This is a genomic window from Frondihabitans cladoniiphilus, from assembly GCF_039544345.1.
Classification (GTDB): domain Bacteria; phylum Actinomycetota; class Actinomycetes; order Actinomycetales; family Microbacteriaceae; genus Frondihabitans; species Frondihabitans cladoniiphilus.
This window is the reverse complement of record NZ_BAABLM010000005.1, coordinates 306,338-331,990: the sequence shown is the minus strand read 5'-3', so window position 1 is coordinate 331,990 and position 25,653 is coordinate 306,338. Positions and strand designations below refer to the sequence as shown.

Here is a 25,653-nt window from a genome sequence, read left to right as displayed (position 1 = left end):
GGAGAGTTTAGATCCGCCTCTCCAGATATGCAAATATCGGGGCGCTCTGCATCCTCGCTCTCGCGGTGTCCGCCGGCGCAGACACCAGGAGGTGTTTCGATGTCGAAAGACGAACGGAACCGCCGAGAGAAGCCGCCGCTGTGGCTGCCGATCGCGACATTCGTCGTGTCGGTGGCGCGCTTCGCGGTCGATCTCTGGCGAGACAGGTGAGGAGGCGCCCCGCCGCACGAGCGGCGGGGCGTCGCTCCGGGCGTGACCAGGCGCAGATCAGAGGGCGTGGATCCGCCACGACGCGGCGTGGCTCGCACCGGACTCGAGCCGGACGAGGCCGTCGCCCGAATTGAACGCGTCGGGTGCGCAGGTCATGGGCTCGACCGCGAGGCCGATCCGGCTCGGCTCCGGGGAGGGCCTGTCGGCCGTATGGATCTGGACCCACTCGCAGGCGGCGTCCCAGACCAGGGCGACCCCGGCATCCCCCGCTCGATTGGTCACGGTGACCGTCGCGAACCCGGAGTCGTCCCGATGGACGTCGGTGTAGGCGTGGTCGACGAACGTGTCGCCGATCGATCGCGCCGAGCGGAAGTCGAGCTCTCCACCACGCACCGAGTCGATCGGGTGCGAACCGGCCGGCAGCAGGCGCTCGCCCGCCGTCTCGAGCACGGTGTCGGCGGGCACGATGAGGGTCCAGTCGTCGACGGGGCCGGGACCGGCAAGGAGATAGGGATGCGCGGAGGCACCCCAGGGGGCGACTCCGGCCCCGAGATGCGTGCCCTCCACCTCGGTCTCGAGCCCCGCCTCGCCGAGGGTGTACGACACCACCACCGCCACACGGTGCGGGTAGCCGAGCTGCGGCGCGATCGTCGCCGAGAGGACCACGCTCGAGGCCGTGCGGTCGACGACCTCGAAGTCCAGCCAGGCGACGAGGCCGTGAAGGGCGTTGCCCCGTGCCGGCTCGGTGAGTGGGAGCTGCTGCTCGGCGCCGTCGAACGTGTAGCGGCCGTCGACGATGCGATTGGGCCAGGGGGCCAGGGTCGCGCCCCGGAAGGACGGACGCAGCTCGTCGGCCGAGAAGGGCACCACGAGGTCGCGATCGCGGAAGCGGAGCGTTCGCAGACTCGCTCCGACGCTGGCGATCGTCGCGGTGTAGTCACCGGCGACGAGGTCGATCTGCTCACCCGAGATAGGGACTTCGATGTCGCTCACGAAGCATCACTGTAGTGCGTGGCCCCGCCCGGCCCGCAAGTACCGAACTCTTTCGTTTGCCGCGACGACGGGTGCCGAGCGCGGGAGCCGAGCGCGGCGGACACTGCGACCGGCGGACGCTACGACCGGCGGACGCTACGGCCGGCGGATCGATCCGGTCACTGCGGCGACGGACCCCGTGGCCGGCTGAGACCGCTGTGCCCGCACGGATCCCGTTCGGAGGGTCGGTATCGCCGAGGTGATCACGGAGATCGACGACGTCACGACGGCCACGGACGTCGTGATCGTGCGGATCGACGACGTGGACAGCGTGGGCTGGCTGTGGCCGTGGAGGGGGAAGCCTCGACGGGCGACGGCGATGAGCGCGAAGCTGGCCGCGACGACCACGGCCGCGGCGAACGGGAGGGCGCCCAGCCCGGCCATGCCGAACACGCGGGCCCCGACGGCGGCACCCGCGGCGATCCCGACGTTCGATCCGGCGTTGATCAGAGCGCCCGCGATGTCCGGGCTGATGCCGCCGGCCCGGATCGCGGCGGCCATGAACAGCGTGCCGGTCGTGCCGTTGGCGGCCATCCAGACGCCGGCCACCACGAAGGTCGCGACGAGCGACCCGTGCACGAAGGGGAGAGCGGCGAGCGCGACCGCCATCGCGCCGACGGCGACGAGGAGGGTCTGGCGGGGAGCCCGGTCGACGAACGCCCCGGCGAGCAGCAGACCGACGATGCCCGTGCCGGCGAGGATCAGGAGCCCGCCGCCGACCTCGCCGGCCCCGAGCCCGGCCGTGACCAGATAGGGGCCGATGTAGGTGTAGACGACGTAGTGACCGGCGAACAGCAGGAGGTCGGCGGTGACGACGGCGAGGAGCCCGGAGCGCTGCCAAGCACGGGGGGATCCGAGGTGCGGGCTGGACTCCCCGGCCACCCGGGGTAGGAAGGCCAGCGCCACGAGAGCGAGAGCCGCCGCGGCCACCGCGACCCCGCCGACGGCCAGTCGCCAGCCGAACCGGTCGCCGACGGTCGTGGCGAGCGGCACGCCGATCACGAATCCGAGCGAGCTGCCCGAGTAGACGAACGCGATGGCGCGACCGGCGAGACGGGGAGGGACGATGCGAGTCGCGTAGGCGGAGGCGACCGAGAAGAAGAGCGCGTGGGCGATGCCGCCGATCACCCGGCCGGCGCAGACGACGGCGAAGCTCGGGGCGATGGCCACGATCACGTTCGAGAGCGCGTAGCCGCCGAGCGTCGCGACGAGGATCGTCTTGCGCGGGAACCGGGCCGTCGCCCAGGTGAGGGGGAGAGCGAGCAGGGCGACGGCGAGCGCGTAGACGGTCACGACGATGCCCATGGTCGACTCGCTCACGTGCAGCGACGTGCTCATCGTCGAGAGCAGACCGACCGGGAGCAGCTCGGTCGTGATGGCGAAGAAGCAGGCGAGGCCGAGGACGGCGATGCCGACGACGGCCGCCGGGGTCAGGCGGTGCGGCTGCGGCGTCGGGGTGGACGTGGTGCGCGGAGAACTGACGGAGGTCTGCATTCGTCGCGGAACTTTCTGAGCGGAGGGCGGAAGGGGAATGCCACTCCACGACGAGGGCGCATGTTCAAGTCTGATGCACATTCGTGCATGTCTCAAGTCCCCCGCGCGAGTGGGCAGCTTCCTGCCAGGTGCTCGTTCTCGTGCGAGTCAGTGCTTCTGGCCGTAGACCGCGACGTAGTCGACCAAAAGAGTGCCCGGGAAGTCCGGCGCCGAATCGGTCATGATCGTCGGGCTGCCTGGTACGGCGAGGTCGAGCAGGATGTTGAACCGCTTGTTGAACACCCAGGTGCCGGTCACGGTCTGCGGCGTCTCGGTCCTATAGACGTGGCCGTCGACGAGGAACTGCACCTTGTTCGGCTCCCAGTCGACCGCGAAGGTGTGGAAGGAGTCGGAGAAGGTCTGCCCGTTCGTCAGGGTGAAACCGCCCTCCTGGCTGTCGCCGCCCTGGTAACCCGGGCCGTGGAGGGTCCCCTGGGAGGCTGTGGGCTGGGTCCCGACATGTTCCATGACGTCGATCTCCCCCGCACCCGGCCAGGGATTCGTGTCGACGTCGGCCCCGAGCATCCAGAACGCCGACCAGAGGCCGACGCCGGCGGGCAACTTCATCCGGGCCTCGACGACTCCGTACTTCACCGAGAACTTGCCGGCCGTCGAAAGCCGGGCGGAGGTGTATTTGCACACGCCGTACCAGCAGGCGTTCGTCTCGGTCGCGTAGCGCGCCGTCACGGCCAGGTCGCCCTGACCGTCGAGAGCGGCGTTGGCCGTGCCGGCGGTGTCGTACTGCAGCTCGTGGTTGCCGTTCCCGTTGCCGGAGACGATGTTCGTCCACTTGGACGCGTCGACGGCAGAGCCGGCCGCCCCGTCGAACCCGTCGTAGAAGAGCACGCTCCGCGTCGGCGAAGGAGTGGACGCCGCCGCGGGAGCGGCCCCCGGGACCATCTCGGTCGTCGCGCACCCCGTCAGCAGCGCCGACACGGCCACGAGGGTCGCGGCAGCGACCACGGCACGCACTCGGCGACGGAGGAGGTGGGACACGAGGGCGCCATTCTGGAGGGGTCGATTCGCCGCGTCGAGGAATCGTCACGGTCCCACCAGTATGTCGAAAAACGGGAGGAAAACGAGGTCCCCGTCCGGGTGTCAAGTCCTCCCAATGGGGGACCCGTATGGGGGACCCGCGAATCGGCGCCGGGCGCCGGCTCAGTTCCGGACGACCTTGACCCAGTCCACGAGCAGCGTCGCCGGCAGGACGGTGCTCGAGTCGGGGTTTCCGGGGAAGGTGCCGCCGACGGCGAGGTCGAGGAGCAGCGTGAACGGCTTGTCGAAGACCCAGGTGCTGCCCTCGACGTCGGCGGGAGTGCGGGTCTGGTACACCGTGCCGTCGACGAGGAACTCCACCTTGTCTTCCGTCCAGTCGATGGCGAAGGTGTGGAAGGCGTCGGAGAGGGCCTCACCGTCGGGAAGCGAGTAGGTGTCGGTCGTCGTGGCACCGCTCGAATAGCCCGGGCCGTGCAGGGTGCCGTGGACCGTGCCCGACTCGCTGCCGATGTTCTCCATGATGTCGATCTCGCCGGCGCCGGGCCACGGGTTCGTGTCGACGTCGGCCCCGAGCATCCAGAAAGCGGACCAGATGCCCTGGCCGGCGGGGAGCTTCATCCTCGCTTCCACGAGGCCGTACTGCGTCTGGAACTTGCCGGCCGTGACGAGCCGGGCCGACGTGTAGGCGCAGGTGCCGTACCAGCAGGTGTGGCCACCGCTCCCCTTCTTGGCGGTGATGGCGAGATGACCGTCTCCGTCGAGCGCGGCATTCGCGGTACCGGCGGTGTTGTATTCGAGCTCGTCGTTGCCGTTGCCCGTGCCGCTTACATCGTTGCTCCAGTGGGAGCCGTTCACGGCGGTCCCCTTGGCTCCCGAGAAGTCGTCCTGGAAAAGGACCGCTCCGGCCTTCGGCGTGGTGGTCGTCGTGCTGGGAGCGGGAGCCGACGAGCTGCACGCGGCCAGCAGGACGGTGAGGCCGACGAGAGAGGCGATCGCGACACTGCGCGGACGGAACCGAGTGGGACGGAGCACGGGAGACCGATCGGGTTGCTGAAGAGGGACGGGCGCCAGCCCGCCGGAACATCCCAGGGTTCCGAAGCGTTGGGTAGAGCAGAAGATTATCAGGAGGCACGAATGCCGAACGACTACCGCAGGGATCCCGAAGCCATCGCGAGACTCAGCCGGGAGCAGTATCGCATCACACAGAAGAAGGGCACCGAGCCCGCCTTCCGCAACGAGTTCTGGAACTCCCACGAGAAGGGCATCTACGTCGACGTCGTCTCGGGCGAGCCGCTCTTCGCGTCCGTCGACAAGTTCGACTCGCACTCGGGGTGGCCGAGCTTCTCGCGCCCCATCGAAGCCCACCGCGTCGTCGAGAAGAAGGACGGCGTGCTGTTCCTGAAGCGGACCGAAGTCCGTTCGAAGGACGGCGACAGCCACCTCGGCCACCTCTTCGACGACGGGCCGCTCGCCGACGGCGGGCTCCGCTACTGCATCAACTCCGCCGCGCTCCGCTTCGTCGCCTACGACGACCTCGAGGCCGAGGGGTACGGCGACTACCGAACCATCTTCACCACCAAGGAGGAACCCCGCATGTCAGGAACCACCGAGACCGCCATCCTCGCCGGCGGCTGCTTCTGGGGAGCCCAGCAGCTCCTCCGTCGTCGGCCCGGCATCATCTCCACCCGTGTCGGCTACTCCGGCGGCACCAACGCGAACGCCACCTACCGCAACCACGGCACGCACGCCGAGTCGGTCGAGATCGTCTTCGACCCCGAGGTCACTTCGTTCCGCGAGATCCTGGAGTTCTTCTTCCAGATCCACGACCCGTCGACGAAGAACCGCCAGGGCAACGACGTGGGGGCCAGCTACCGCTCGGCGATCTTCTACACGAGCGACGAGCAGAAGAGGGTCGCCCTCGACACGATCGCCGACGTCGACGCCTCCGGCCTGTGGCCCGGCGAGGTCGTCACCGAGGTGACCGCGGCGGGCCCGTTCTGGGAGGCCGAGGAGGAGCACCAGGACTACCTCGAGAAGGACCCGTTCGGCTACACCTGCCACTACGTGCGGCCGGGCTGGAAGCTGCCGAAGCGCGAGGAGTCGCTGGCTCAGTAGCGACGGAACCCCGGGCGGCGACACCGCCTAGGGGGCCAGCGTGCCTTCGGGCAGGCCCAGCGAGATCTCGAGGGTGCGCCGCATGAGGTGCACCCTCTCCTCGTGGGTGCGGTAGTCGACGAGGGCGTAGGCGGTCGTCGAGTCGATCAAGGCCAGGAATTGCATGGCGACGAGATCGGGATCACTCCCGCCGAACGCCTTCGTCTCCACACCCCGGGCGATGACGCCCTTGATCAAATCGTTCCACTCGACCATGTTCTCGCGGGCGGCGCGAGCGAGCGGCGGGTTGCGTCGGCCGAGGCTCCACGCGTCGGCCCAGACCGAGTTGTAGCCCTCGTGGCTGTCGTCGACCAGCATGTCCACGAGCATCCGCAGGGCCTCGAGAGGATCGGAGATCTCGGCCACGTGCGCCGTCGTCTCGAGCAGTTCCTCCTGGACCAGCTCTTGGAAGGTGCGGGCGACGAGAGCGCCGATCGACGGCTCGTGCTCGGCGATGACCCCCGGGGCGACGCCCGCGGTCGAAGCGAGGCGGCGGAGGGTGATGGCTGCGAGACCTGCCGCCAGCGCGATCTGGCGCGCGGCATCGTCGATCTCGGAGTGGCGTCCGTCGGAACGCGACGGCTGGTCTGGCGTCATGGCCCGAGTCTAGGGGCGCGGTGGAGTCCCTAAAAGGATTGAGGATCCCCCAGTTCCGGTGTGACGGGAGCGCCCGGCGACGGGTCCCCGAGGCGGCCGGGGGATGCCCGTCCCTGAGTGCGTCGGGACCCCCGGAGGGTATCGTGCAAGTGCCGTCAACGACGACGGTCCGACCGAGAGCAGAGCATGAGAACCGACCCGCAGATCGCTGGAATCATCCAATTGCGTCTCGACATCGCCCGCGAGCTGGACGCCTCTTTCGCGCTGTCCCTCCTCGAGCGGGCACGGCTCCGACTGCAGCTGATCACCATCGTCGACTGCTTCAACGAGGGCCGTCTCACCGCCGAAGACGCGATGGTCCGTCTCGAGCGACTGCACACCGAGGTCACCAGCGCCGTCATCGCCTGACCACGGCGCCGGTCAGCGTCGGCGCGCGGAGAGCCGTGCGAAGAGGCCTCGCGGCTTCGACGCGCGGGGCGGACGCGTGGGCGAGCCCGCTTCGTCGGGATGCTCGGCGTAGTACGCGGCCTCGAGCGCTCGGCGGGCATCCCCCGCTTCTGCCTGGTCCGCCTCGAATCGCACGCGGGCCTCGTCGTAGTCGTCCTGGCCGGCGATCTCGCGCAGGTGCGCGAGCGACCGAGCCCGCTGTGGCAGCTCGACGGGGATGCGGTGCCCGGCCTCGTCCGGTTCGTCGCTCATCAGACGCCGCACGGCCGCGCTCGGCGGAAGGCCTTCGGAACGGGGGATGCGCAGGTCGGCCTGCCAGGGATGCTCGCCGAGGATCGTGGTTCCGTCGGCCTCGCGAGCCGATGCCGCGAAGTGGTTCGCCACGTGGCCGAGCGCCTGCTGGTCGTCGTTCCACCAGAGCCAGCCGGTGACCTCGCCGTCGGTCTCGAAGGCGGCGTAGGCGACGGGCAGGGCGGGGTCCATGTCGCGGGCGTACGCGTCGAGACCGCTCGAGGGTGCGGGCTGAGCGCCGGCGGGCGGCTGCGTGCCGGCGGGCGATTGCGTGCAGGCGGGGTGGGCCGCGGGGGCGGGAGCGGCGACGGCGCCCGGTGAACCCGCGCGGTGGAGCAGGTGCCGGTACGGGAGGCGGACGGGTTCGGCGCCTTCAGGGACGTGGGCTCGGGCATCCCCCGCTTCGGGGCGTCCGGCATTCGGTTCTGCGGCGCCGACCGTGTCGGGCCCGGCACTGCGGAGGAGTTCGACCGCTCTCGAGGGCAGGGAGCCGCGCGCGACGAGGTCGGCCAGGGCGGTGTTCCAGGTGGCGGAGGCGAGGCGGGGATCCGCGGGCGAGCCGCCGAGGCGCACCGGTTCGACCTGGGCGGCGAGGTCGGAGTCGTTCCACCAGAGCCAGCCGATGGTCTGCCCCTCGGCGACGATCGGGAGGGCGTCGACGGGCAGGTAGGTCGTCGGACGCAGGACCGGCCGGGCGGCGCGGGGTTCCAGCTCGTAGGGGTGGTAGCGACTCGTGTCCATCCGGCCCATTCTCCCCGCCCGGATCGCGACTCGCCACGCCCCGGATCGCGGCGCGAAATGGGGGACAGGACGCCGGGGTACGGGGCATGTGGGAAGTCCGCTCTTCGGCCCACTGGAATCCTGGGCCGAGACGGCCTACGGTGGACGAGCGCAGATGCTCCGATCAGAGCATCAGGGCCCCGGTAGCGATTCGGGTCGCTTCGAGGGGTTTGCGCCGGCGGGGTGTGGTGCAGCCGCATTCGGGTTGCTGCTGAACCACACCTCGCCCTCTCTCTTCGGGCCGGTGGTCTCGCGTCTGCTCGGGCCACGCTTCCGCGACTCCAGAACACGCCGCTCACGTTTGGAAGCGGCCGCACTTCCTGGAGTCGGCCCCAGCCCCGCTACGCAGCCCAGCCCAGCTCCGGCACCCCATCGCAGCCCGCGACTCCAGGAACGACGGGGCGGGCCGAAGATGAGCGGCGTGTTCTGGAGTCGGACGGGCGAGCGCGTGGTCGGCGGAGGATCAGCCGGGTGCGGGTGCGGGTGCAGGAGCAGGGGCGGGCACTGGCGCAGGAGCAGCCTCGGAGACACGCCGCCAGGAGCCGGCGTGCCACTCGATCGCTCCGGCGTCGGCGAACGCCCGCAGCCAACCCTCCATGGGCCAGGTCTCCCAGCGGGAAGCGAACCGGGCGCCGTTGCGCAGGATGTCGTCCAGATGCTGCCAGGGCGGCGACGACGTGGGGTGGTGCTGATGGTAGGCGTCGGCACCGCCGACCCAGACGAGCGGGGCGCCGGCGGCTCGGGCCGTGAAGGCGAAGTCGGTGTCCTCGCCGCCGTAGCCCTCGTAGCCGGTGTCGAATCCGCCGAGCGTCCGCCACGAGGCGGCGGTCACGGCGAACGAGAGCGACCAGAACAGGGTGTACTCGGATGCGGCGGCCACGACCGTCGACCCCTCGGGCGGGGCAGGGCGGGCGGGATGCGGGGCGGTCGCCTCGGCGAGCGCGGCTGCGGCGGGGTGAGGGCCAGGGCCGACTGCGGCGGCGCTGGCCGTAGCAGGGCCGGCCGCAGCAGGGCCGACCGCAGCGGGCAGCGCGAACCCCTCGGGCAGATAGGTCACCGGTCCGCACAGCAGCGCCTCCGGATGGGCACGGGCGGCGCGCTCGTACAGGGGAACGAGCGCGGCTCCCGGCAGGCAGTCGGCGTCGAGGAAGACGAGGATGCCCGCCCCGGCCCCCAGGGCGGCGGCGGCTCCCCGGTTGCGCCCCTCGGCCAGGCGGAGGCCGTGCGCACCCGGCGGCACGTGCACGAGGAGCGCGCCGCCGAACTCGTGGACGGCGGGCGGTGCGGCGACGTCGAGCCAGACCACGACGCGGAGCACTTCAGGAGCCACGAGCCCGAGCATCCGCTGTTGATTCCGGACATGACCGAGGCGGGCGTCCGACGCGAGGGTGACGACGGCGGTCGACGCGCCGGGAGGCGCCGACGAGCCCATCGCAGCCGCCGAGACGGTCAGTGAGCCCACGCGGCGACCTCCGCGATGACTGCGGCCGCTCGTTCGGCCGCGCCTGAGACCTGCCAGCGCGTCCACTCCGGCTCGAGTCCGCAGGCGCGTTCGATGACCGCCGGCCACTCGGCCGGTGTCGGCCACTCGTCGACCACGACGGCGAGGCCCTGATCGTCGAGGGCTCGAGCGGTGGCGAACTGCTCGCCGAACGGGCGCTCCTGCGGCACGATCACGGCGCGCGCCCCGACCGCGGCGAGGTCCGCCACGCTGTTCTGCCCGGCGGCGCTGACGACGATCTCGGCACTCCGCAGGTCCTCCCACGGGTCGGCGACCCACGACTCGGCGGAGGCGCCGACGACCTGCCACGACCAGGGGCCCGTGGCAGCGGCGGCCTCGGCGACCGGCGCCGGGAGTCGACCCGGGCATCCCCCGCTCTCGCCGGCGACGCCGCCCAGCACCAGCACGGCGCCGGGGGTGCCGGTGCTCGAGGAGAGATAGGTGGATGCCCGACCGTCATGCCGCGAGATGCCGCCGACCCAGCGCACGCGGTCGCGGACCCGTTCGAGCGCAGGGCCGACGTGCAGGCCGTCCGGCCAGGGGGCGAGGATGCGCGCGGCCACGTCGTAGGCGAGCCGGTGCGGGGCGTCGGAGCGGTTGCCGGGCTGCGAGACGACGACGATCGGCACGCCGAGGAGGCGGACGAAGAGGGTGATCTCCACCGAGACGTCGACGACGAAGGCCGCGTAGGGGGCGCCCGCCGCGACGGCCGCGGAGACGTGTGCGGCGAGGAGACCGAGGCGGGCCGTGTGGCCCGGGTGCGCGAGGGGCGCCCAGTGCAGGACTCCCTGCGCCGTGGGCAACCGCTCGGCGGCAGCGTCGAGGGTCCCGTCGTCGCGGGCGACCGGCTCGTCGTCGCGGGGGAGCTCGACCCAGGTGGTCCGGGCGGGGAGCGGCACGGGCGCCGCCAGCGAGCTGAACACGACGACGTCGGCGGCGAGATGCGGCCGGACGGCGAGGAACCGGGTCACGTGGCCGGCGCCGTGGTGGTGCACGTACCAGCCGACGACCGTCACGCGCCCACCGTCTCAGGGGCGAGGTCGGGGGCGAGGCCGGGGGCGAGGCCGGCGTGGTGCCGGGCGTCGGCGGCAGGGCTCGCACCCTCCCCGGCGAACCCGTCCGCCAGCGCCGAGTAGATGCCCTCGAGCGTCGCCGCGCGCGCTTCGAGCGAGAACCGCTCGACGACGCCGTCCCGGATCGCCGCCCGCAGGTGCCGGTCGTGGGCAGCGCCCTCAGCCAATGCGGTCGCCGCGCGAGCGAGCGCTTCGACGTCGCCCATCGCGACCAGCCGGGCTCCGGTCGAACTCCCAGCCACCTCGGCCACGCCGCCGGTGTCGAACGCGGCGACCGGGGTCCCGGTCGCGAGGGCTTCGGCGATGACGAGGCCGAACGGCTCCTCCCAGACCGGGGTCACGAGGGCGCAGGCACTCCGGCCGACGAGTTCGGCGAGATCCGCCTGGCCGAGCGGACCGACGTACTCGACCCCGTTCCCGAGGAACGGCGCCACCTCGCGTTCGAAGTAGTCGGCGTCTCCGATGCGGCCGGCCAGCACGAGCCGACGGCCGGCGAGCCGAGCCGCCCGAATCGCGAGATGGGCGCCCTTCTCGGGGACGATGCGGCCGAACCAGACGAGGTCCGGGCCGCCCGGCCCGAGCATCCACCGGTCCGTGTCGATGCCGTTGGGGACGACCGTCGTCTCGATCCCCTCGACGGCCCACTCGCGGGCGGTGTGCCGACTGACGGCGAGGAACCGGCTGCGCGGCTCGCCGCAGGAGGCGTGCGCCTCGAGCAGGGCGGGCAGCGTCGGCGTGTGCAGGGTGGAGACCATCGGGATCCCGAGCCGGTCGGCCCAGCCGAGCGGCAGTCCGTGCAAGCAGTGGTTGTCGACGACGTCGAAGTCGTCCGCGTGGTCGCGCAAGTACTCCATCGCCCGGTCGAGCGCCGCGAAGGCCCGGTCGAGGTAGCCGTCGGGATAGGTGGTGTCCGTCGCGAGGCTCTCGTCGTCCCAGACCGGGCGCGGCAGGGTGAACTCGGCCGGACCGCCGTCGAGGAAGTCGGAGCCCTCGGTGGCGCAGAGCACGACGCGGTGGCCGCGGCTGCGAAGGGTGCGGACCTGGTTCCAGACCGACGACTCGAGACCGCCGGCATGCGGCTGGCTGATGGGGTAGCGGAGCGGAGCGATGACGGCGATGCGGAGGGGGCGGCTCATGCGACGGCCACGGCGGAGAGCGCGCGGGCATAGACCTCGGCGTGAGCCTGCTCGACCTCGAGCCGCTGGGCACGGCGGGCCTCGCGGCGGGCGGCAGTCAGAGCACGACGGGCGGCAGTTCCGGGGCGGGCGGCGGTGCCGGGGCGGCCAGCGGCGCCGGGGCGGCCAGCGGCGCCGGGGCGGCCAGCGGCGTCCTGCACCAGCGTCCGGATCGCGGCGGCGAGCGACTCGGCGTCGCCCTCCGCGAATCCGCCGAAGCGGGCGAACGACTCCGGGTGCTGCTCGGCGGCGTAGCCCACCGGAGGGCCCGCGACCGGCACGCCCAGGTCGAAGCAGAGCTCCACCCAGCCCGAGTGGGTGCCGTGCCGGTAGGGCAGGACGGCGACGTCGAGGTCCGCGAGGGAGGCCGCCAGGTCGGAATCCGAGAGCCGGGGATGCTCGTGGAGCGTCGCGAAGGGACTGGCGGCGACCAGCGTGGCCACCCGGCCCCGGGCATCCTCGTCTCGCACGCGGTCGTTCAGGTCGATGCGCGCGACGACGTCGAGCGCGCTGCCCGACGTCGGCTCGCGGAGGGCCGCGACGGCGGCGAGCAAGGTGCGGGTCGCCCCGACGGCATCGACGTTGGGTCGGAGGTCGCGCAGATGCAGCCCGACCACGATCTGCTCGGAGGGCGTGCCGCCGGGGATCGGGACGTCGAGCGGCAGGATGTCGGGATGCGGGATGACCGTGGCGGTCCGATTCCAGCGGTGCCGGATCTCGTCGGCGGCCCCGGGCGTGAGCGTGATCAGGGCGTCGGCGGACGGGATGAGCAGGTCGAGGTGGCGGACGTGGGCGTCCTGCTCGACGAGCTGGGGGTTCTCGAGATCGTGCACGGTGAAGACGAGCGGGTGACCGACCTCGTGGAGGGCGTCGACGACCCCGGCGAGGTGCTCGGTCGAGAACGATTCCGTGCCGAAGTGGACGTGCAGCAGATCGAAGTCGTCGCGGTGCGCGCGGATCCAGGCGGCGTCGAGCACGACCGGCGGCCACCACTGGCCGGGGGCCGCGCCGTCGGGCAGCGGGTCGGGCAGGCGGACGATGCCGGTACCGGGCTGGTGAGCCGGTGCGGGCTGGTCGGACGTCAGATGAGCCACGTAGGGGTGGCCCGCAGGGACGGATGCGACACGGATGGGACGGGTGTTCATGAGTGCCTCCTCGGCGGTGTTCAGCTGAGCCGGGGCGACTCGTCGGGCCCTGATGTCGGGCCGTGTCGACGAGGGGGGCCCCTGGGAAGGAGGGCCGTTCGCTCAACGTAGACCGCGGCGGGTGAGCGCTCTTCACGCGCTGTACCCCGGTGCAGGAAGCGGATGCTCAGCCGCGCTCTGGAGGCGGACTTCGGCGGAGCGCCCCCCGGCCCTCCAGCGCCGTATGGACGAAATCGGGGCGCGCAGGCCGGTTCCACCCCGGAAAGTGCGCATTCGGCGAGCGTGCCGGCCCGAGCATCGGCACGAGCACCGGCACGAGGGCGGAGGCGGTTGCCCGGTGCAGGAAGCGAGCAGACTGGGGCGGTCCTTCAACGAGAAAGCAGACTCCTCCATGTCAGCGCTGACTGTCCTCTTCATCGGCGGTACCGGAATCATCAGCTCCGCAGCCGCCGTCCGGGCCCTCGAGCTCGGCCACGAGCTCACCGTGATCAACCGCGGGTCGTCGACGACCCGCCCCGTTCCGGAGGGGGTCGAGGTCCTGACCGGAGACGTGTCCGACCCCGCATCCATCCGCGCCGCCATCGGCGACCGGCACTTCGACGTCGTCGTCGACTTCGTGGCCTTCACGCCCGACCAGGTGCAGAACGACATCGACCTCTTCTCCGGCCGCGTCGGCCAGTACGTCTTCATCAGTTCGGCTTCGGCCTACCAGAAGCCCGTCGCGGCGCTCCCGATTCGCGAGTCGACGCCGCTCCGCAACCCGTTCTGGCAGTACTCGCGCGACAAGATCGCCTGCGAGGACCTTCTCATCGGGGCCCACCGCTCGACGGGCTTCCCCGTCACGATCGTCCGCCCTTCCCACACCTACGACTGCACGTCTCTACCGGTCACCGGCGGTTGGACGGCGATCGACCGCTTCCGTCGCGGCCTCGAGGTCGTCGTGCCCGGCGACGGCACCTCGCTCTGGACCTTGACCCACCACACCGACTTCGCCCGCGCCTTCGTCGGGCTGCTCGGCCTTCCCGCCGCCGTCGGCGACGTCTTCCACATCACCTCCGACGAGGCCCTGCCGTGGAACCAGATCTACACGACCCTCGCCGCCGCAGCGGGTGTCGACGACCCGAAGCTCATCCACGTGGCGAGTGAGAGCATCGCCACCGTCAGACCGGAGTGGGGGCCCGGGCTCCTCGGCGACAAGACGCACTCCGTCGTGTTCGACAACTCGAAGGTCAAGGCTTTCGTGCCCGGCTGGCAGGCGACCACGTCGTGGGCGACCGGCGCCCGGGAGATCGTCGACTGGTTCGACGCCGACCCCTCCCGCCGCGTCGTCGATCCCGCCGTCGACGCCGCCTTCGATCGTCTCCTCGCCGGCAGTCGCGCCTTCGGCGCCTGACACCGCGGATGCCGCCGACGCGACAGGATGTCCCCATGCCATCAGCCGACGCGATCGATCCGAGAACCCGTCACTACGGCGACTTCTACGGCCTCTCCGAGCCGCCCGGCGACGGACCCGTCGTCGTGATCGTCGGCAACTGCCAGGCCGAGTCGCTGCGGATCGTGCTCGACGGCGGCGGAGTCCGCTCCGTCCGCCTGCCCGCCGTCCACGAACTCGTCGCGTCCGATCTGCCGTACCTCGACCGCTGGCTGGGCGAGGCGGACGTGCTCGTCTCTCAGCCCATCCGCGACGGCTACCACGGACTGCCGCTCGGCACGACCGAGATGAGCGGGCGGATGCGCGTCGCCTCCGTCACGGTCACGGTGCCCGTCATCCGCTTCGCCGGGCTCTTCCCCGCCGCCGCCCTCGTCCGCCCGCCCAGCGATCCGTCGCTCGTGCCGCCGGTCGTCGAGTACCACGACCTCCGGCTGCTCGCGGAGGCCGCGGGGCGCGGCCGGGCCGGCACCGCGGGTCGCGACAAGGCAGCGCGGCCCCTGACCACCGACGTCGTCCGGGCCGTCGGCGCGCACTCGCTGGCCGAGCTCCGCAAGCGCGAGCAGGCCTTCGACACCGTCGTGGCATCCGACCTGTTCGAACGGCCGTCGTTCGACCTCATGCGCACCCTCAACCACCCGGGCAACCCGGTGTGGAACGCGCTGGCCGGCCGGGTCCGCGAGCGCCTCGGCTGGCCGGCGCACGACGGAGACCCGGGGCGACCGCTGCTCGACTCGGTGCATGCGCCGCACGAAGAGGTCGTCCTGGAGGCGTGGGAACTGGACGGCTCCCCCACCGAAAACTGGCTCGTGCACGGTCGGGTCGTGACCTCGGAGGAGGTGCGGCGGGCTCATCTCGACTGGTATGCCGAGCATCCCGAGGTCGTCGCGGCGGGTCTCGCCCGGCACGCCGACACCCTCGCCCTGCTGGAGTCGGCGTGAGCCCGACCGACGCGCCGCCCGGCCCGGACGCGGCGCCCGCCCCGGCCGCGGCGCCCGCCCTGGTCGTGACGCCGCACGCCGAGCACGGGGTGGCCGCCTACGCCCGCGACCTGGCCGCGGCGGTCGCCCGCGAGACCGGACGACGCGTCGCCGAGCTGACCCTCCAGCCCGAAGCCCTGACCGGCCACGCTCCCCCGGCACGCGCCCACCTCCACTTCACCGACCGGCTGTGGGCCGGGTCGCCCGAAGAGGCCGCCGTCCGGTTCGAGGAGCTGGCCGCCCACACGGCCGTGAGCGTGACGCTGCACGACCTGCCGCAGCCGAGCGACGGCGAGCGCAACCTGCGCCGGCGGAGCGAGTGCTACGCCCGCGTGGTCGAGCTCGCGAGCGGCGTGGCGTGCAACAGCCGGCACGAGCGGGAGCTGCTCGCGGAATACGGGGGCGGCGCATCCCCCGCTGTCGTGATCCCCCTGCCGGTCGAGATGCTCCCCGCCCCCGCCGTGCGCCCGGAGCCGGACGGGTCGGTGGCCCTGATCGGCTTCTTCTACCCGGGCAAGGGCCATGCCGAGACGGTGGATGCCCTGGCCGCGCTCCCCGCACGACTCCACTCCCACCCCCTCCGCCTCGCCGCGCTGGGTCGGGCGTCGCCGGGGCACGAGGGCGAGCTCGACGCCCTGCTCGCCGCCGCCGCCGCTCGACGCGTCGCTGTCGAGGTGACCGGCTACCTCGACGACGCGACGCTGGTCGAACGCTGCCGGCACGCGTCGGTGCCCGTGATCGCACATCGGCACGTGTCGGCCTCGGCGTCGCTGACCGCCTGGATCGCGGCGGGACGACGCCCCCTGGTGGCCGACAACCGGTACTCGCGCGAGATGGACGCGTTGCGCCCGGGCACCCTGACTCTCGTGGCCGACGACGACTGGACCACGGCGATCGCGCGCGCCCTCGACGAGCCGGAGTCGACGTGGCTGGAGGCGGAAGCGGTGACGGCCCCCGACTGGGCGGCGGTGGCCCGCTCGTACCTGTCGTGGTGGGAGACATTGTAGCCGCCGAGAGTTCCGCCCCCGACGTCGATGTCAGGGGCGGAACGTGGGTCGTGCGGGTGTTCATCGGCCGCCCGTGTTGCAGGGCGGTCGGACAGGCCCGGTGACGACACCACGGGAGGATCCGGCGGGATCTTTCCCGACGTCGATCACTGAACACCCGACGGCTGGGAAGCGCCAGCCCTGCCGGGGTACATGTGACGCCGTGTGTCGTCAGCGCTGCCGGGTACCGTCCAGCGAATGACGTCGACGCCCGAGCGCCCACCCTTCGGGCGCGGCCTCCCCGGCAACCGCTGGGACCTGCTCGAAGGCATGCGGCCGGATCCGCTGCCGACGGTCTCTGTGATCGTCGTGCACTACCGCCAGCAGGCCGAGCTCGACCGCACTCTCGCCGCGCTCGCCCGACAGACCTACCCCGCCGATCTGCTCGAGATCGTGGTGGTCGACGACGGCTCCCCGACTCCCCCGGTCGTCCCCGACGGCGTGACGCTCGTCGTACAGGAGGACGACGGCTTCCGCGTGGCCGCCGCCCGCAACCTCGGCATCCGCTCGTCGACCGGCGCCATCGTGTGCTTCCTCGACGCCGACACGTCCCCGTCGCCGTCGTACGTCGCCGAAGCGACCCGGCTCCCGGCCCTCGCTCCCGAGGCCGTCGTGACCGGGCGCCGCCGCCACGCCGACTTCGCGGGCCTTCCCGTCGAGGCTCCGGTCGACGAGGCCGGCCCCGCCCACGAGCTGCCCGAACCGCAGTGGCTCGTCGACGCCTACGACCGGTCGCACAACCTCCTCGACGCCGACGACCGCTCCTACCGCCACCTGCTCGGGGCCGTCATCACCTGCAGCCGGTGGTTCCTGTCGCAGTGCGGCGGTTTCGACGAGTCGTTCCGCGACTACGGCGGCGAGGACTGGGAGTGGTCGCACCGCGCCTGGCTCGCCGGCGCCGTGTTCGCCTTCGTGCCGAGCGCCGAGGCCTGGCACGACGGGCCGGAGTGGGCCGCTCGGGCCGACGGGAACGGTGCCGCCGACGCCGACGCTCGAGACGAGGAGGCCCGCCGCCGCGCCCGCAAGAACGCCGAGACCCTGCGCCTCGCCGACGCCGTCCCGGTGGCCGGTTCGCGCGGACGCGCCGTCCGCTCCCGCTCCGTCGACGTCGAGATCCGCCTGCACGGGTCGCCCACGGCCGCAGCGGCGTTCGTGACCGTCGACTCCCTGCTGGCGGTGCTGCCCATGGCGCGGGTGGTGGTTCCGGCCGAGGTGGCCCCCGTGTTCCGGTGCGACGAGCGGGTGACCGGGCCCGAAGCGGGGGATGCCCGGACTCCGCCCCGCGTGCGGCTCGACGTGCTCGTGCCCCTCCGGGTCGACTCGGAGGGGGCATCCCCCGCTCTGCTCGCCGTAGTCGGCGCCGAGGGCGCGAACGGCGTGGGCGTGGGGATGCTCGGCTCGGTCGAGTACGTCGTGGCCGGTGCGGTCGCGCTCCGCATCACGTCGAGTCGTGCGGCGATTCGCGAGCGGCGCTGGGGCCCCGGCCTCTTCGAGACGTCGCAGCGGTCGGCTCCTTGGCTGACGCTGCTCGACCCGGAGCCGCCGCTGGCCGCGTACCTCGGGGGTTGGGGCTGAGGGCTCCGGACCCCTTTCGGGGCGGACCAGCACTGGGGGTGCCTGCGCAGTCGAAATACAGGAGTGGCACTCAATAAACTGCGGAAGCCATCGACCGAACGAGAGCAGGGGCAGAATGCGCAACCAAGGCCGGGCACGAGTGCTCCCATCCGTCGGACTGGGTGCCGGTGTGCTCCTGTCGATCGTCGCCGTCGTCGCCGGGGCCTCCCCGGCGCTGGCCGACGCGGCGAGCCCGACGCCGTCGACATCGGCCTCCGCAGCCCCCACCGACTCGGCCACACCGACCGACACGGCTCCGCCGACGGCCTCCTCGACCCCGACCGATTCCTCGGCGACGCTCGACCTCACGATCGCGCTGCAGCCCTCCGACCGCGCTGTGCTCCGCGCGACCGCCCAGAAGGCCCGCACCCTCTCGCTCGGCGCTCGAAAATCCGCCCTCGCCCAGGCTGCTCCGACCGCGACGGCCCGCTCGACGGCCGCCGCAGCGCTGACGGCGGCGGGAATGCAGGTGACCTCCGAGACCCCCTGGGCCGTCCACGTGCGTGCCACCGAGGCGCAGGCCGAGTCGCTCTTCTCCGTCGACCTCGTCGGCAGCGGTGACGACCAGCACCCCGACCGCACCCCGACCCTGCCGAGCTCCCTCGGGTCGGTGGCGAGTGCCGTCGTCGGCCTCGACCAGCGCCCCCTGCTCCACCACAACGCCGTGCCGATGGGCTACGGCCCGAGCGACCTCGCCGCGGCCTACAGCGTGCCGACGACGACCTCGACCGGGACCGGCGCGGGGGCCACGGTCGCGACCGTCCAGTTCTCCGGCTGGGACTCCTCCGTCCTGACCACGTACAGCCAGGCCGCCGGCATCGCCACTCCGAGCCTGACCCAGATCTCCGTGGGCGGCGCCTCGGTGAGCACGCCCGACGGAAGCGGAGGCGACACCGAGGTCGCCCTCGACCAGGAGATGATCGCCGCCGGGGCCCCCGCAGCCAAGCAACGCGTGTACGTGGCCAACAACAACGCGTCGGGCATCCTCGCGGCCTACAGCGCAGTCGCGTCCGACGCTGCGGGCAGCGGCATCACCGCTGTCAGCACGTCCTGGGGTTTTTGCGAGTCGACGCTGGCGCAGGCACCCTCGACGAAGCAGGCCATCACCGACCAGATCGACCGCGCCATCGCGGCCGGAGCTACGACCTTCGCCGCCTCCGGCGACGACGGCGCCTACGACTGCACCTCGTCCGCGGTCGCGGCCTCGGGAGCCACGCCCGACGTGGACTACCCGGCCGTCGTGCCCGAGGTAATCGGCGTCGGTGGAACGAAGCTCACGAAGTCGGGCAGCTCCTACACCGAGAGCGCCTGGGGCGACTCCAGCACGCAGCACGCCAGCGGCGGCGGAGCCTCCCTGTCGACGACTCGCCCCTCGTACCAGGCGAACCTCGCGATCTCCGGCAGCACCCGACTCGTCCCCGACATCGCGGCCGTCGCCGATCCGAGCAACGGCGTCGGCGTCTACGTCACTCAGAACGGCGCCAAAGGGTGGGGCGTGTTCGGCGGCACCAGCGCCGCGGCCCCACTGATGGCCGCGCAGTTCGCCGCGACGCTGACGAGCCTCGGCTGCACGACGGGCGTCGGTGACATCCACAGTGCTCTCTACACGGCCGCCGCCGCGCATCCCACGACCTTCCGCGACGTCACGACGGGGACGAACCTGACCTACAGCGCCGGCGCCGGGTACGACCGGGCCACGGGTCTCGGTTCGCCGAACTGGACCGCCCTCGCGCAGTACCTTCTGCCGAACTCCACCTGCACCAGTCCGAGTTCGACGACGCCGACCGCGACGCCGACGCCGACACCGACACCCACACCCACACCCACACCGACACCGACACCGACACCCACGTTCCCGGCCGGCACGGGCACCACGCTGGCATCGGGCGCATCGCTCGCGTCCGACAGCGGCCAGTACCTCCTCGTGATGCAGACCGACGGCAACCTGGTCGAATACGGCGGCGGCGGGGCGGGCTCGGCGGTCTGGAACACTCAGACGTCCGGCCACCCCGGCGCGACCTTCATCGCCCAGTCCGACGGCAACGCCGTGGTCTACGCCAAGGACGGCACCACGCCGCTGTGGAACAGTCAGACGGCCGGCCAGGGCACGTCCCCGCAGGTGGCCGTGGTGTCCAATGGTGCCATCCTCCTATACGCGAAGACGAGCAGCACGAAGTTGGCCCTGACCTGGCACGTCATGCCGGCGGTGGACACACTCGCAGCCAACCAGAAGCTGACGTCGGACTGGTATCTCCAGAACGCGAGCGGGATCTCCCGCTTCGTGATGCAGAGCGACGGCAACCTGGTCCTCTACCAGAACAGCACAGCGCGGTGGAATTCCGGCACCTCCGGCAACCCGGGCGCCTGGTTTGTCCTCCAGGGCGACGGCAACCTCGTCGTCTACTCGAAGTCGGGTGTCGCCCTCTGGAACAGCCAGACGAGCGGCACCGGCTCGGGCAATCGCCTGATCGTCCAGAGCGACGGCAACCTGGTGCTCTATCGCGGGTCGACTCCGCTCTGGTACACGAACACGTTCCTGCGCTGAGGCGCGGCGGGTCCGCCGGGGGACACCCACTCAGCGCATCCACCGGACGGGCCCGCACCTCCGGACGTACTGTCGAAAGGGCGTCGCCATCGAGGCGGCACTCGAGGAGACAGCTTTTTGGACACCACTGCGCCCGCGCGACGCCCGTCGCTTTTCGTGATCCCCCGGGCGACCCCCGGTAGCCCCGACCCCGCAGGCACCGGCTTCGGCGTCGGCGGATCGGAGGCCGCTCTGAACGGCGTCCTCGACGTGGTCCCGACCGAGGGCGCGACGGCCGACGACGTGATCCGCACCATCCGCCGCACGGGCTCGACCCGCTGGCTCCTCGCCGGACCCGCCGAGGTCGTCGTCGAGGTGGCGAATCGCGTCCTCGCGGGCGAACCGGGGGTCTTCGGCCTCACCGGCGTCGTGGTCCTGGGTGAGGATGCCCCCGCCGGCGCTCTCCGCGTCACAGCTCCCCCGCTCCCCCGTCTGTCCCTCGCGGCCCCCGACGACGCGGCGGTCCTCGACTTCTGGCGATCCTGGGCCGGCACCTCGCCCGAGCTGCCGAGCGACTTCGCCAAGACCATCGCCTCCTCCCGGACCAGCAGCCGCACTCGCGGAATCCTCGCGCGGCGGGCGCTGGCCGACGACCCCGACTTCGCCCCGAGCATCCTCACCCCCTCGCAGCTGACGACGCTGCGGGCCGTGGCCGACCGGGTCGTGCCCCAGGGCGACGGCCCGACGATCGACCTCGCCGCCCGCGTCGACGCCCAGCTCGCAGCCGGGCTCGGCGACGGGTTCCGCGACCCGACGCTGCCCTCCGACCAGGTCGCGTACGGGCAGGCGCTCGATCTGCTCGCCGGGTTCGAAGACGACGAGCCCGAAGCGCGGGATGCACGGCTCGGCTCCATCGTCGACGGCACGGCCCTCGACGGCACCGACACCCGCGGCGGCCTCGGCGCCGGCGCCCCCGCCTGGACCTCGGCCCAGCTCTCCGCCTGGTTCGACGACGCCCGGGTGGATCTCGTGCGACAGTGGCTCGCGCATCCCGCGACCCTGAACCGGATCGGCTGGGACGCGTTCGCGAACGGCGGCGACGGGACGAACATCCAGGGGTTCCAACTGCTCCTGCCGAATGAACGAGAGGCGTGGGAACCCGCCATGGAGGTCACCCGATGAGACTCGAACCGATGCGCCGCTACTCCGACGACGAGGTCGTCGACGCCGTCGTGATCGGCACCGGCGCCGGCGGGGCTCCGATCCTGGCCCGCCTCGCCGCTCAGGGCCTCCGCGTCGTCGCCCTCGAGGCCGGCCCGAACTTCGAGCCCGACGATCACACGCCCGACGAGATGGAGGGCGTCGACATCAACTGGATGGGCGAACGGCTCTCCGGCGGCTCGACGCCGACCTCGTTCGGCGCCAACAACTCCGGCTGGGGCGTCGGCGGTTCGACGCTGCACTGGGGTGCGTTCACGCCCCGCCCGACCGAGAACGACATCCGGCTCAAGCGCGATTCGGGCCAGGGCGAGGACTGGCCGATCGACCACGCCGAGCTCACCCGCTACATCGAAGAGGTCGAGCACTTCGTCGGCGTCTCCGGCCCGGCCGAGTACCCGTGGGATCCCTCGCGCCGTTACCTCATGGCGCCGACCGCCCGCAACGGCTCGTCCGAAGCGATGCTGCGCGGCTGCGCGGCCGTGGGCATCCGGGCGACCGACGCGCCGGCCGCCGTCGTCACCCGCGAGTGGGAGCAGGAGCACTACGGCACGCGCCACGCCTGCGCCGCCTGCGGCAGCTGCCACCAGGGCTGCCGAAACGCCGCGAAGGTGAGCATGGACACCACGTACCTGCCGCAGGCCGTGGCGAACGGGGCCGAGATCCGACCGGAATCGATGGTCACCGGAATCGAGCGGGATGCCCGGGGCCGGGTCACCGCGGTCGTCTACGTCCGCGACGGGGTCGAGCACCGCCAGCTCTGCGCGAACCTCTTCCTCTGCGCCGGCGGGGTCGAGACGCCGAGGCTCCTGCTGCACACGGGCCTGGCCAACTCGAGCGGCCAGGTGGGTCGCAACTTCATGGCCCACGGCGCCACTCAGGTCTGGGGTCGCTTCCCCGACGAGATGCGCAGCTACCGCGGCTACCCGTCGTCGATCATCTCGGAGGACTTCGTCCGGCCCACCGATGCGGACTTCGCCGGCGGCTATCTGATCCAGAGCCTCGGCGCCATGCCCCTGACCGTGGCCACGACGATGACCCGCGGCGCCGGGCTGTGGGGCGCCGACCTCGTCCGAGCGATGGACGGCTACCGCTACCTCGCCGGCGTCGGGATCAACGGCGAGTGCCTCCCCTCCGACGACAACCGGCTCGTGCTGAGCGACGAGACGGACGAGTTCGGGATCCCGAAGGCCCGCATCACCTTCGGCCCGTCCGCCAACGAAGAGGCGCTCGACCGTCACGCCGTCCGTGTGATGACCTCGATCGTCGAGGCGGCGGGGGCGACGGAGACGTTCGTCCTGCCGCGGACGGCCCACACCGTCGGAACGGCCCGCATGGGCACGTCCGCCGAAGGCGCCGTGGTCGACGCCGAGGGCCGAAGCTTCGACGTGCCGAACCTCTTCGTCGCCGACAACTCGGTGTTCCCGTCGTCGCTGATCGCCAACCCGGCCCTGACGATCATGGCGCTGGGTCTCAGGACTGCGGACCGCTTCCTGGCCGCAGCCTGACGCGGCCCCGCGCGGTTGCCCTGTCCGGGGGATGCGCCCCCGGGGTCGGGTACCCCGGGGACGCATAGGGTGCCGACCCGCGCTTTCGGGGCGGGCGTCGGCACTCAGCACTTCCTTCGGCGCCGTCTTGGTAACGGTTTGGTCTCGGCCGGGGCGTTCGCGCGCTGCTCCCGTCGACCGGCCCGCGGGATTGCCGTCGATAGAGCATTCTGGGAACACGATGAAAATCCACCACGCCTATCGCCTCGGCCTCCTCGGCGGCCTGGGCGTCCTCACCGCCATCGCCATCGGCCTCGCTATCGGGCAGCTGTCGACGGTCATCACCTACGTGGGGATCGCCCTCTTCCTCGCGCTCGGCCTGGACCCCCTCGTCGTCTGGCTCGAGCGGCGACACCTCAACCGTCCCCTGGCCGTCACGGTCGTCACCGTGGTCGTGCTGCTGGCGGTCGCGGGGATCGTGCTCGCCATCGTCCCGACGATCATCGGGCAGACGACCACTCTCGTCACGAACCTGACCCAGTACGTGCAGAGCACGACGGCGCAGGGCATCATCGACAACCTCCAGTCGCTCGTCCCGAAGAGCGCGTTCAACGTGCAGAACGCCATCGACAGCGGCATCTCGTTCGTCAGCGACCCGAAGAACCTCGCCTCCATCGGCGGTGGTCTCCTCGCGGTCGGAGTCGCGATCGGCAACGGCGTGGCCGGCACGATCGTGGTCCTGATCCTCACCCTCTACTTCATGGCCTCGCTGCGGAGCATGAAGCGCGGCCTGTACTCGCTCGTCCCCTCGACCAGCCGGCCCGAGTTCCAGCGGCTCTCCGAGCAGATCAGCGAGTCCGTCGGGCGCTACGTGCTGGGGCAGGTCGCCCTGGCGCTGCTCAACGGCGTCTGCAGCTTCATCGTGCTGAGCCTGACCGGCTCCAAGCTGCCGGCATTCTTCGCCTTCCTCGCGTTCCTCGGGGCGCTCATCCCCCTGGTCGGAACCGTCTCGGCCGCCGCCGTGATCGTCGTGGCCCAGATCGCGCTGACGCCGACCGAGCCGCACATCTGGATCATCCTGGCCATCTGGTACCTCGTCTACATGCAGGTCGAGGCCTATCTCCTGGCGCCCCGCGTCATGAGACGGGCGGTGCACGTCCCCGGGGCGATGGTGGTCATCGCCGCCCTCGTCGGCGGCACCCTGCTCGGCGTGCTGGGCGCGCTGATCGCCGTGCCCATCGCGGCGGCGGTGCTGCTGATCATCCGCGAGGTCGTCGTGCCGAGACAGAACGCGCGCTGAGGCCGGCGCTTCGTGCGGCCACCAGTCCCGCTGCCGCGACTCCGGAAGGCACGGGTCCGGCGAAACATGAGCGGCGTGTCGTGGAGCCGACCGGACTGGTAGGAAGGGATCACGGCGCTGTGCTCCCACGCAGAGCCGCCGCCCCGCAGACCGTCCGCCCGAACGACCGGAATCCGCCATGACCGACCCGATCCCGCCCGATCCCACCGCGCCCGACACCGTCGAGCAGTTCGCCCGCGACCTGCGCCACTTCCGGCTCGAGGCGGGCAACCCCACCCTGGCCGGCATCGAGAAGGCCACCGGAGTCTCGAAGTCCGTCGTCTCCGACGCCCTGGCCGGCCGGAAGCTGCCGAGTGCGCGGACCGTGCGAGCGGTGGTCTCCGTGCTCGAGGGGGACGTGGGCGCCTGGTTGGGTCGCCGCGACGCCCTCGAACGGCCGACGCCGGCGGTCGGGGTCGGTCCGCGGGATGCACCGGCCGACGCCTCGAGCGAGGCGCGTGCATCCTCGCCCGCCCCCGCGCCGCAGGCCCCGAACGACGCCACCGGCCGGGGCGACCGTCGCCGCGAACCCCGCCGCATCCGTCTCGGAGCGGCCGTAGCCCTCGTCGTGCTGGCGTTCGTCGTCGGTGTCGGTGCGACCACCGCGGTCGGTCTCGGCATGAGCAGCCGCACCTCCGCGGCCGGCACCCCGACGGCGGAGTCCTCGAGCGGCACCGCGACGAGCGGTGCGCCCCACGTCGTCGTGAAGGTCGGCGCCGACCCGGCCGACACCGCCTGCGTGAAGGACGCCGTGGTCGCCGCGAGCGAGACGGGAGCCCTGGGCACGCAGTTGCAGATCGTGTGGTCGGCCTCGTGCGATGCCGCCTGGGCCCGGATCACCCGTTACGACAACGCGTCGGAGGGCAACGAGGTGTCGGCGCAGATCTTCCGCAAGGCGTCGCCGCAGGCATCGGACCGGCAGGAGACCACCGAGCCCGACGTCGACAGCGCGTACACGACGCTGCTCGTGCGGCCGACCCCGAAGACCACGATCTGCGCCACCGGCAGCGTCACGGTGTCGGGATCCACCGTCGACTTCGGGCACGAGATCTGCCTCTGACGCGCGAGTGAGACGCGAGTGA

The 25,653-nt window shown here is 71.9% G+C and carries 21 protein-coding genes; 11 read left to right on the top strand and 10 right to left on the bottom strand.

Features of this window, described 5'->3' with window-relative positions:
* Nucleotides 1–267 precede the first annotated feature (267 nt).
* From ABEA39_RS13425 to ABEA39_RS13410, 4 genes are all read right to left on the bottom strand, one after another.
* Nucleotides 268–1,194 (bottom strand): aldose 1-epimerase family protein, encoded by a 927-nt coding sequence (locus ABEA39_RS13425; protein WP_425556980.1) that lies wholly within the window; start codon nucleotides 1,192–1,194, stop codon nucleotides 268–270.
* A 144-nt stretch (nucleotides 1,195–1,338) separates the two neighbouring features.
* Nucleotides 1,339–2,736 (bottom strand): MFS transporter, encoded by a 1,398-nt coding sequence (locus ABEA39_RS13420; RefSeq protein ID WP_345376413.1) that lies wholly within the window; start codon nucleotides 2,734–2,736, stop codon nucleotides 1,339–1,341.
* Nucleotides 2,737–2,883: 147 nt separating this feature from the next.
* A complete protein-coding gene (locus ABEA39_RS13415; RefSeq protein ID WP_345376412.1) occupies nucleotides 2,884–3,771 on the bottom strand; it encodes a glycoside hydrolase family 16 protein in 888 nt (295 codons plus the stop codon).
* A 162-nt stretch (nucleotides 3,772–3,933) separates the two neighbouring features.
* Nucleotides 3,934–4,803, bottom strand: coding sequence for a glycoside hydrolase family 16 protein (locus ABEA39_RS13410; RefSeq protein WP_345376411.1), 870 nt, complete (start codon nucleotides 4,801–4,803; stop codon nucleotides 3,934–3,936).
* A gap of 102 nt (nucleotides 4,804–4,905) precedes the next feature.
* Here ABEA39_RS13410 and ABEA39_RS13405 point away from each other — a divergent pair, with 102 nt between their 5' ends.
* Nucleotides 4,906–5,886: a bifunctional methionine sulfoxide reductase B/A protein gene (locus ABEA39_RS13405; protein WP_345376410.1), complete on the top strand. Its 981-nt coding sequence runs from the start codon at nucleotides 4,906–4,908 to the stop codon at nucleotides 5,884–5,886.
* A 27-nt stretch (nucleotides 5,887–5,913) separates the two neighbouring features.
* Here ABEA39_RS13405 and ABEA39_RS13400 read toward each other — a convergent pair whose 3' ends face one another.
* Nucleotides 5,914–6,522 carry a TetR family transcriptional regulator C-terminal domain-containing protein gene (locus ABEA39_RS13400; protein ID WP_345376409.1) on the bottom strand — a complete coding sequence of 203 codons (609 nt, stop codon included), beginning with the start codon at nucleotides 6,520–6,522 and terminating at the stop codon, nucleotides 5,914–5,916.
* Between the two features lie 186 nt (nucleotides 6,523–6,708).
* Here ABEA39_RS13400 and ABEA39_RS13395 point away from each other — a divergent pair, with 186 nt between their 5' ends.
* Complete coding sequence (locus ABEA39_RS13395; protein ID WP_345376408.1) at nucleotides 6,709–6,930, top strand: hypothetical protein; 222 nt, start codon at nucleotides 6,709–6,711, stop codon at nucleotides 6,928–6,930.
* Between the two features lie 12 nt (nucleotides 6,931–6,942).
* On the opposite strand, the gene ABEA39_RS13390 is transcribed toward ABEA39_RS13395, so the two are convergent.
* The 5 genes from ABEA39_RS13390 to ABEA39_RS13370 form a co-directional block, all read right to left on the bottom strand.
* Nucleotides 6,943–8,001, bottom strand: a complete 1,059-nt coding sequence (locus ABEA39_RS13390; protein WP_345376407.1) for a hypothetical protein — start codon at nucleotides 7,999–8,001, stop codon at nucleotides 6,943–6,945.
* Nucleotides 8,002–8,503: 502 nt separating this feature from the next.
* Nucleotides 8,504–9,502: a glycosyltransferase family 2 protein gene (locus tag ABEA39_RS13385; protein ID WP_345376406.1), complete on the bottom strand. Its 999-nt coding sequence runs from the start codon at nucleotides 9,500–9,502 to the stop codon at nucleotides 8,504–8,506.
* Nucleotides 9,490–10,557: a glycosyltransferase gene (locus tag ABEA39_RS13380; RefSeq protein ID WP_345376405.1), complete on the bottom strand. Its 1,068-nt coding sequence runs from the start codon at nucleotides 10,555–10,557 to the stop codon at nucleotides 9,490–9,492. Before ABEA39_RS13380 ends, ABEA39_RS13385 begins: the two co-directional genes overlap by 13 nt.
* Nucleotides 10,554–11,750 (bottom strand): glycosyltransferase, encoded by a 1,197-nt coding sequence (locus ABEA39_RS13375; RefSeq protein ID WP_345376404.1) that lies wholly within the window; start codon nucleotides 11,748–11,750, stop codon nucleotides 10,554–10,556. Before ABEA39_RS13375 ends, ABEA39_RS13380 begins: the two co-directional genes overlap by 4 nt.
* Nucleotides 11,747–12,934 (bottom strand): glycosyltransferase, encoded by a 1,188-nt coding sequence (locus tag ABEA39_RS13370; RefSeq protein ID WP_345376403.1) that lies wholly within the window; start codon nucleotides 12,932–12,934, stop codon nucleotides 11,747–11,749. Before ABEA39_RS13370 ends, ABEA39_RS13375 begins: the two co-directional genes overlap by 4 nt.
* Nucleotides 12,935–13,325: 391 nt before the next feature.
* On the opposite strand from ABEA39_RS13370, the gene ABEA39_RS13365 reads away from it, so the two are divergent.
* The 9 genes from ABEA39_RS13365 to ABEA39_RS13325 all read left to right on the top strand — a co-directional run bounded on the left by ABEA39_RS13365 (nucleotide 13,326) and on the right by ABEA39_RS13325 (nucleotide 25,631).
* Nucleotides 13,326–14,327, top strand: coding sequence for an SDR family oxidoreductase (locus ABEA39_RS13365; protein ID WP_345376402.1), 1,002 nt, complete (start codon nucleotides 13,326–13,328; stop codon nucleotides 14,325–14,327).
* A 35-nt stretch (nucleotides 14,328–14,362) separates the two neighbouring features.
* Nucleotides 14,363–15,304: a WcbI family polysaccharide biosynthesis putative acetyltransferase gene (locus ABEA39_RS13360; protein ID WP_345376401.1), complete on the top strand. Its 942-nt coding sequence runs from the start codon at nucleotides 14,363–14,365 to the stop codon at nucleotides 15,302–15,304.
* A complete protein-coding gene (locus tag ABEA39_RS13355; RefSeq protein ID WP_345376400.1) occupies nucleotides 15,301–16,350 on the top strand; it encodes a glycosyltransferase family protein in 1,050 nt (349 codons plus the stop codon). The genes ABEA39_RS13360 and ABEA39_RS13355 overlap by 4 nt, the downstream gene beginning before the upstream one ends.
* 237 nt (nucleotides 16,351–16,587) lie before the next feature.
* Complete coding sequence (locus ABEA39_RS13350; RefSeq protein WP_345376399.1) at nucleotides 16,588–17,964, top strand: glycosyltransferase family 2 protein; 1,377 nt, start codon at nucleotides 16,588–16,590, stop codon at nucleotides 17,962–17,964.
* A 139-nt stretch (nucleotides 17,965–18,103) separates the two neighbouring features.
* A complete protein-coding gene (locus ABEA39_RS13345; protein WP_345376398.1) occupies nucleotides 18,104–20,548 on the top strand; it encodes a hypothetical protein in 2,445 nt (814 codons plus the stop codon).
* Nucleotides 20,549–20,665: 117 nt separating this feature from the next.
* Entirely contained in the window at nucleotides 20,666–21,709 is a 1,044-nt protein-coding gene (locus tag ABEA39_RS13340; protein WP_345376397.1) for a gluconate 2-dehydrogenase subunit 3 family protein, read from the top strand.
* Nucleotides 21,706–23,253 carry a GMC family oxidoreductase gene (locus ABEA39_RS13335; protein WP_345376396.1) on the top strand — a complete coding sequence of 516 codons (1,548 nt, stop codon included), beginning with the start codon at nucleotides 21,706–21,708 and terminating at the stop codon, nucleotides 23,251–23,253. The genes ABEA39_RS13340 and ABEA39_RS13335 overlap by 4 nt, the downstream gene beginning before the upstream one ends.
* A gap of 220 nt (nucleotides 23,254–23,473) precedes the next feature.
* Nucleotides 23,474–24,532 (top strand): AI-2E family transporter, encoded by a 1,059-nt coding sequence (locus tag ABEA39_RS13330; RefSeq protein WP_345376395.1) that lies wholly within the window; start codon nucleotides 23,474–23,476, stop codon nucleotides 24,530–24,532.
* A 178-nt stretch (nucleotides 24,533–24,710) separates the two neighbouring features.
* Complete coding sequence (locus ABEA39_RS13325) at nucleotides 24,711–25,631, top strand: DUF2690 domain-containing protein (RefSeq protein WP_345376394.1); 921 nt, start codon at nucleotides 24,711–24,713, stop codon at nucleotides 25,629–25,631.
* Nucleotides 25,632–25,653 lie beyond the last annotated feature (22 nt).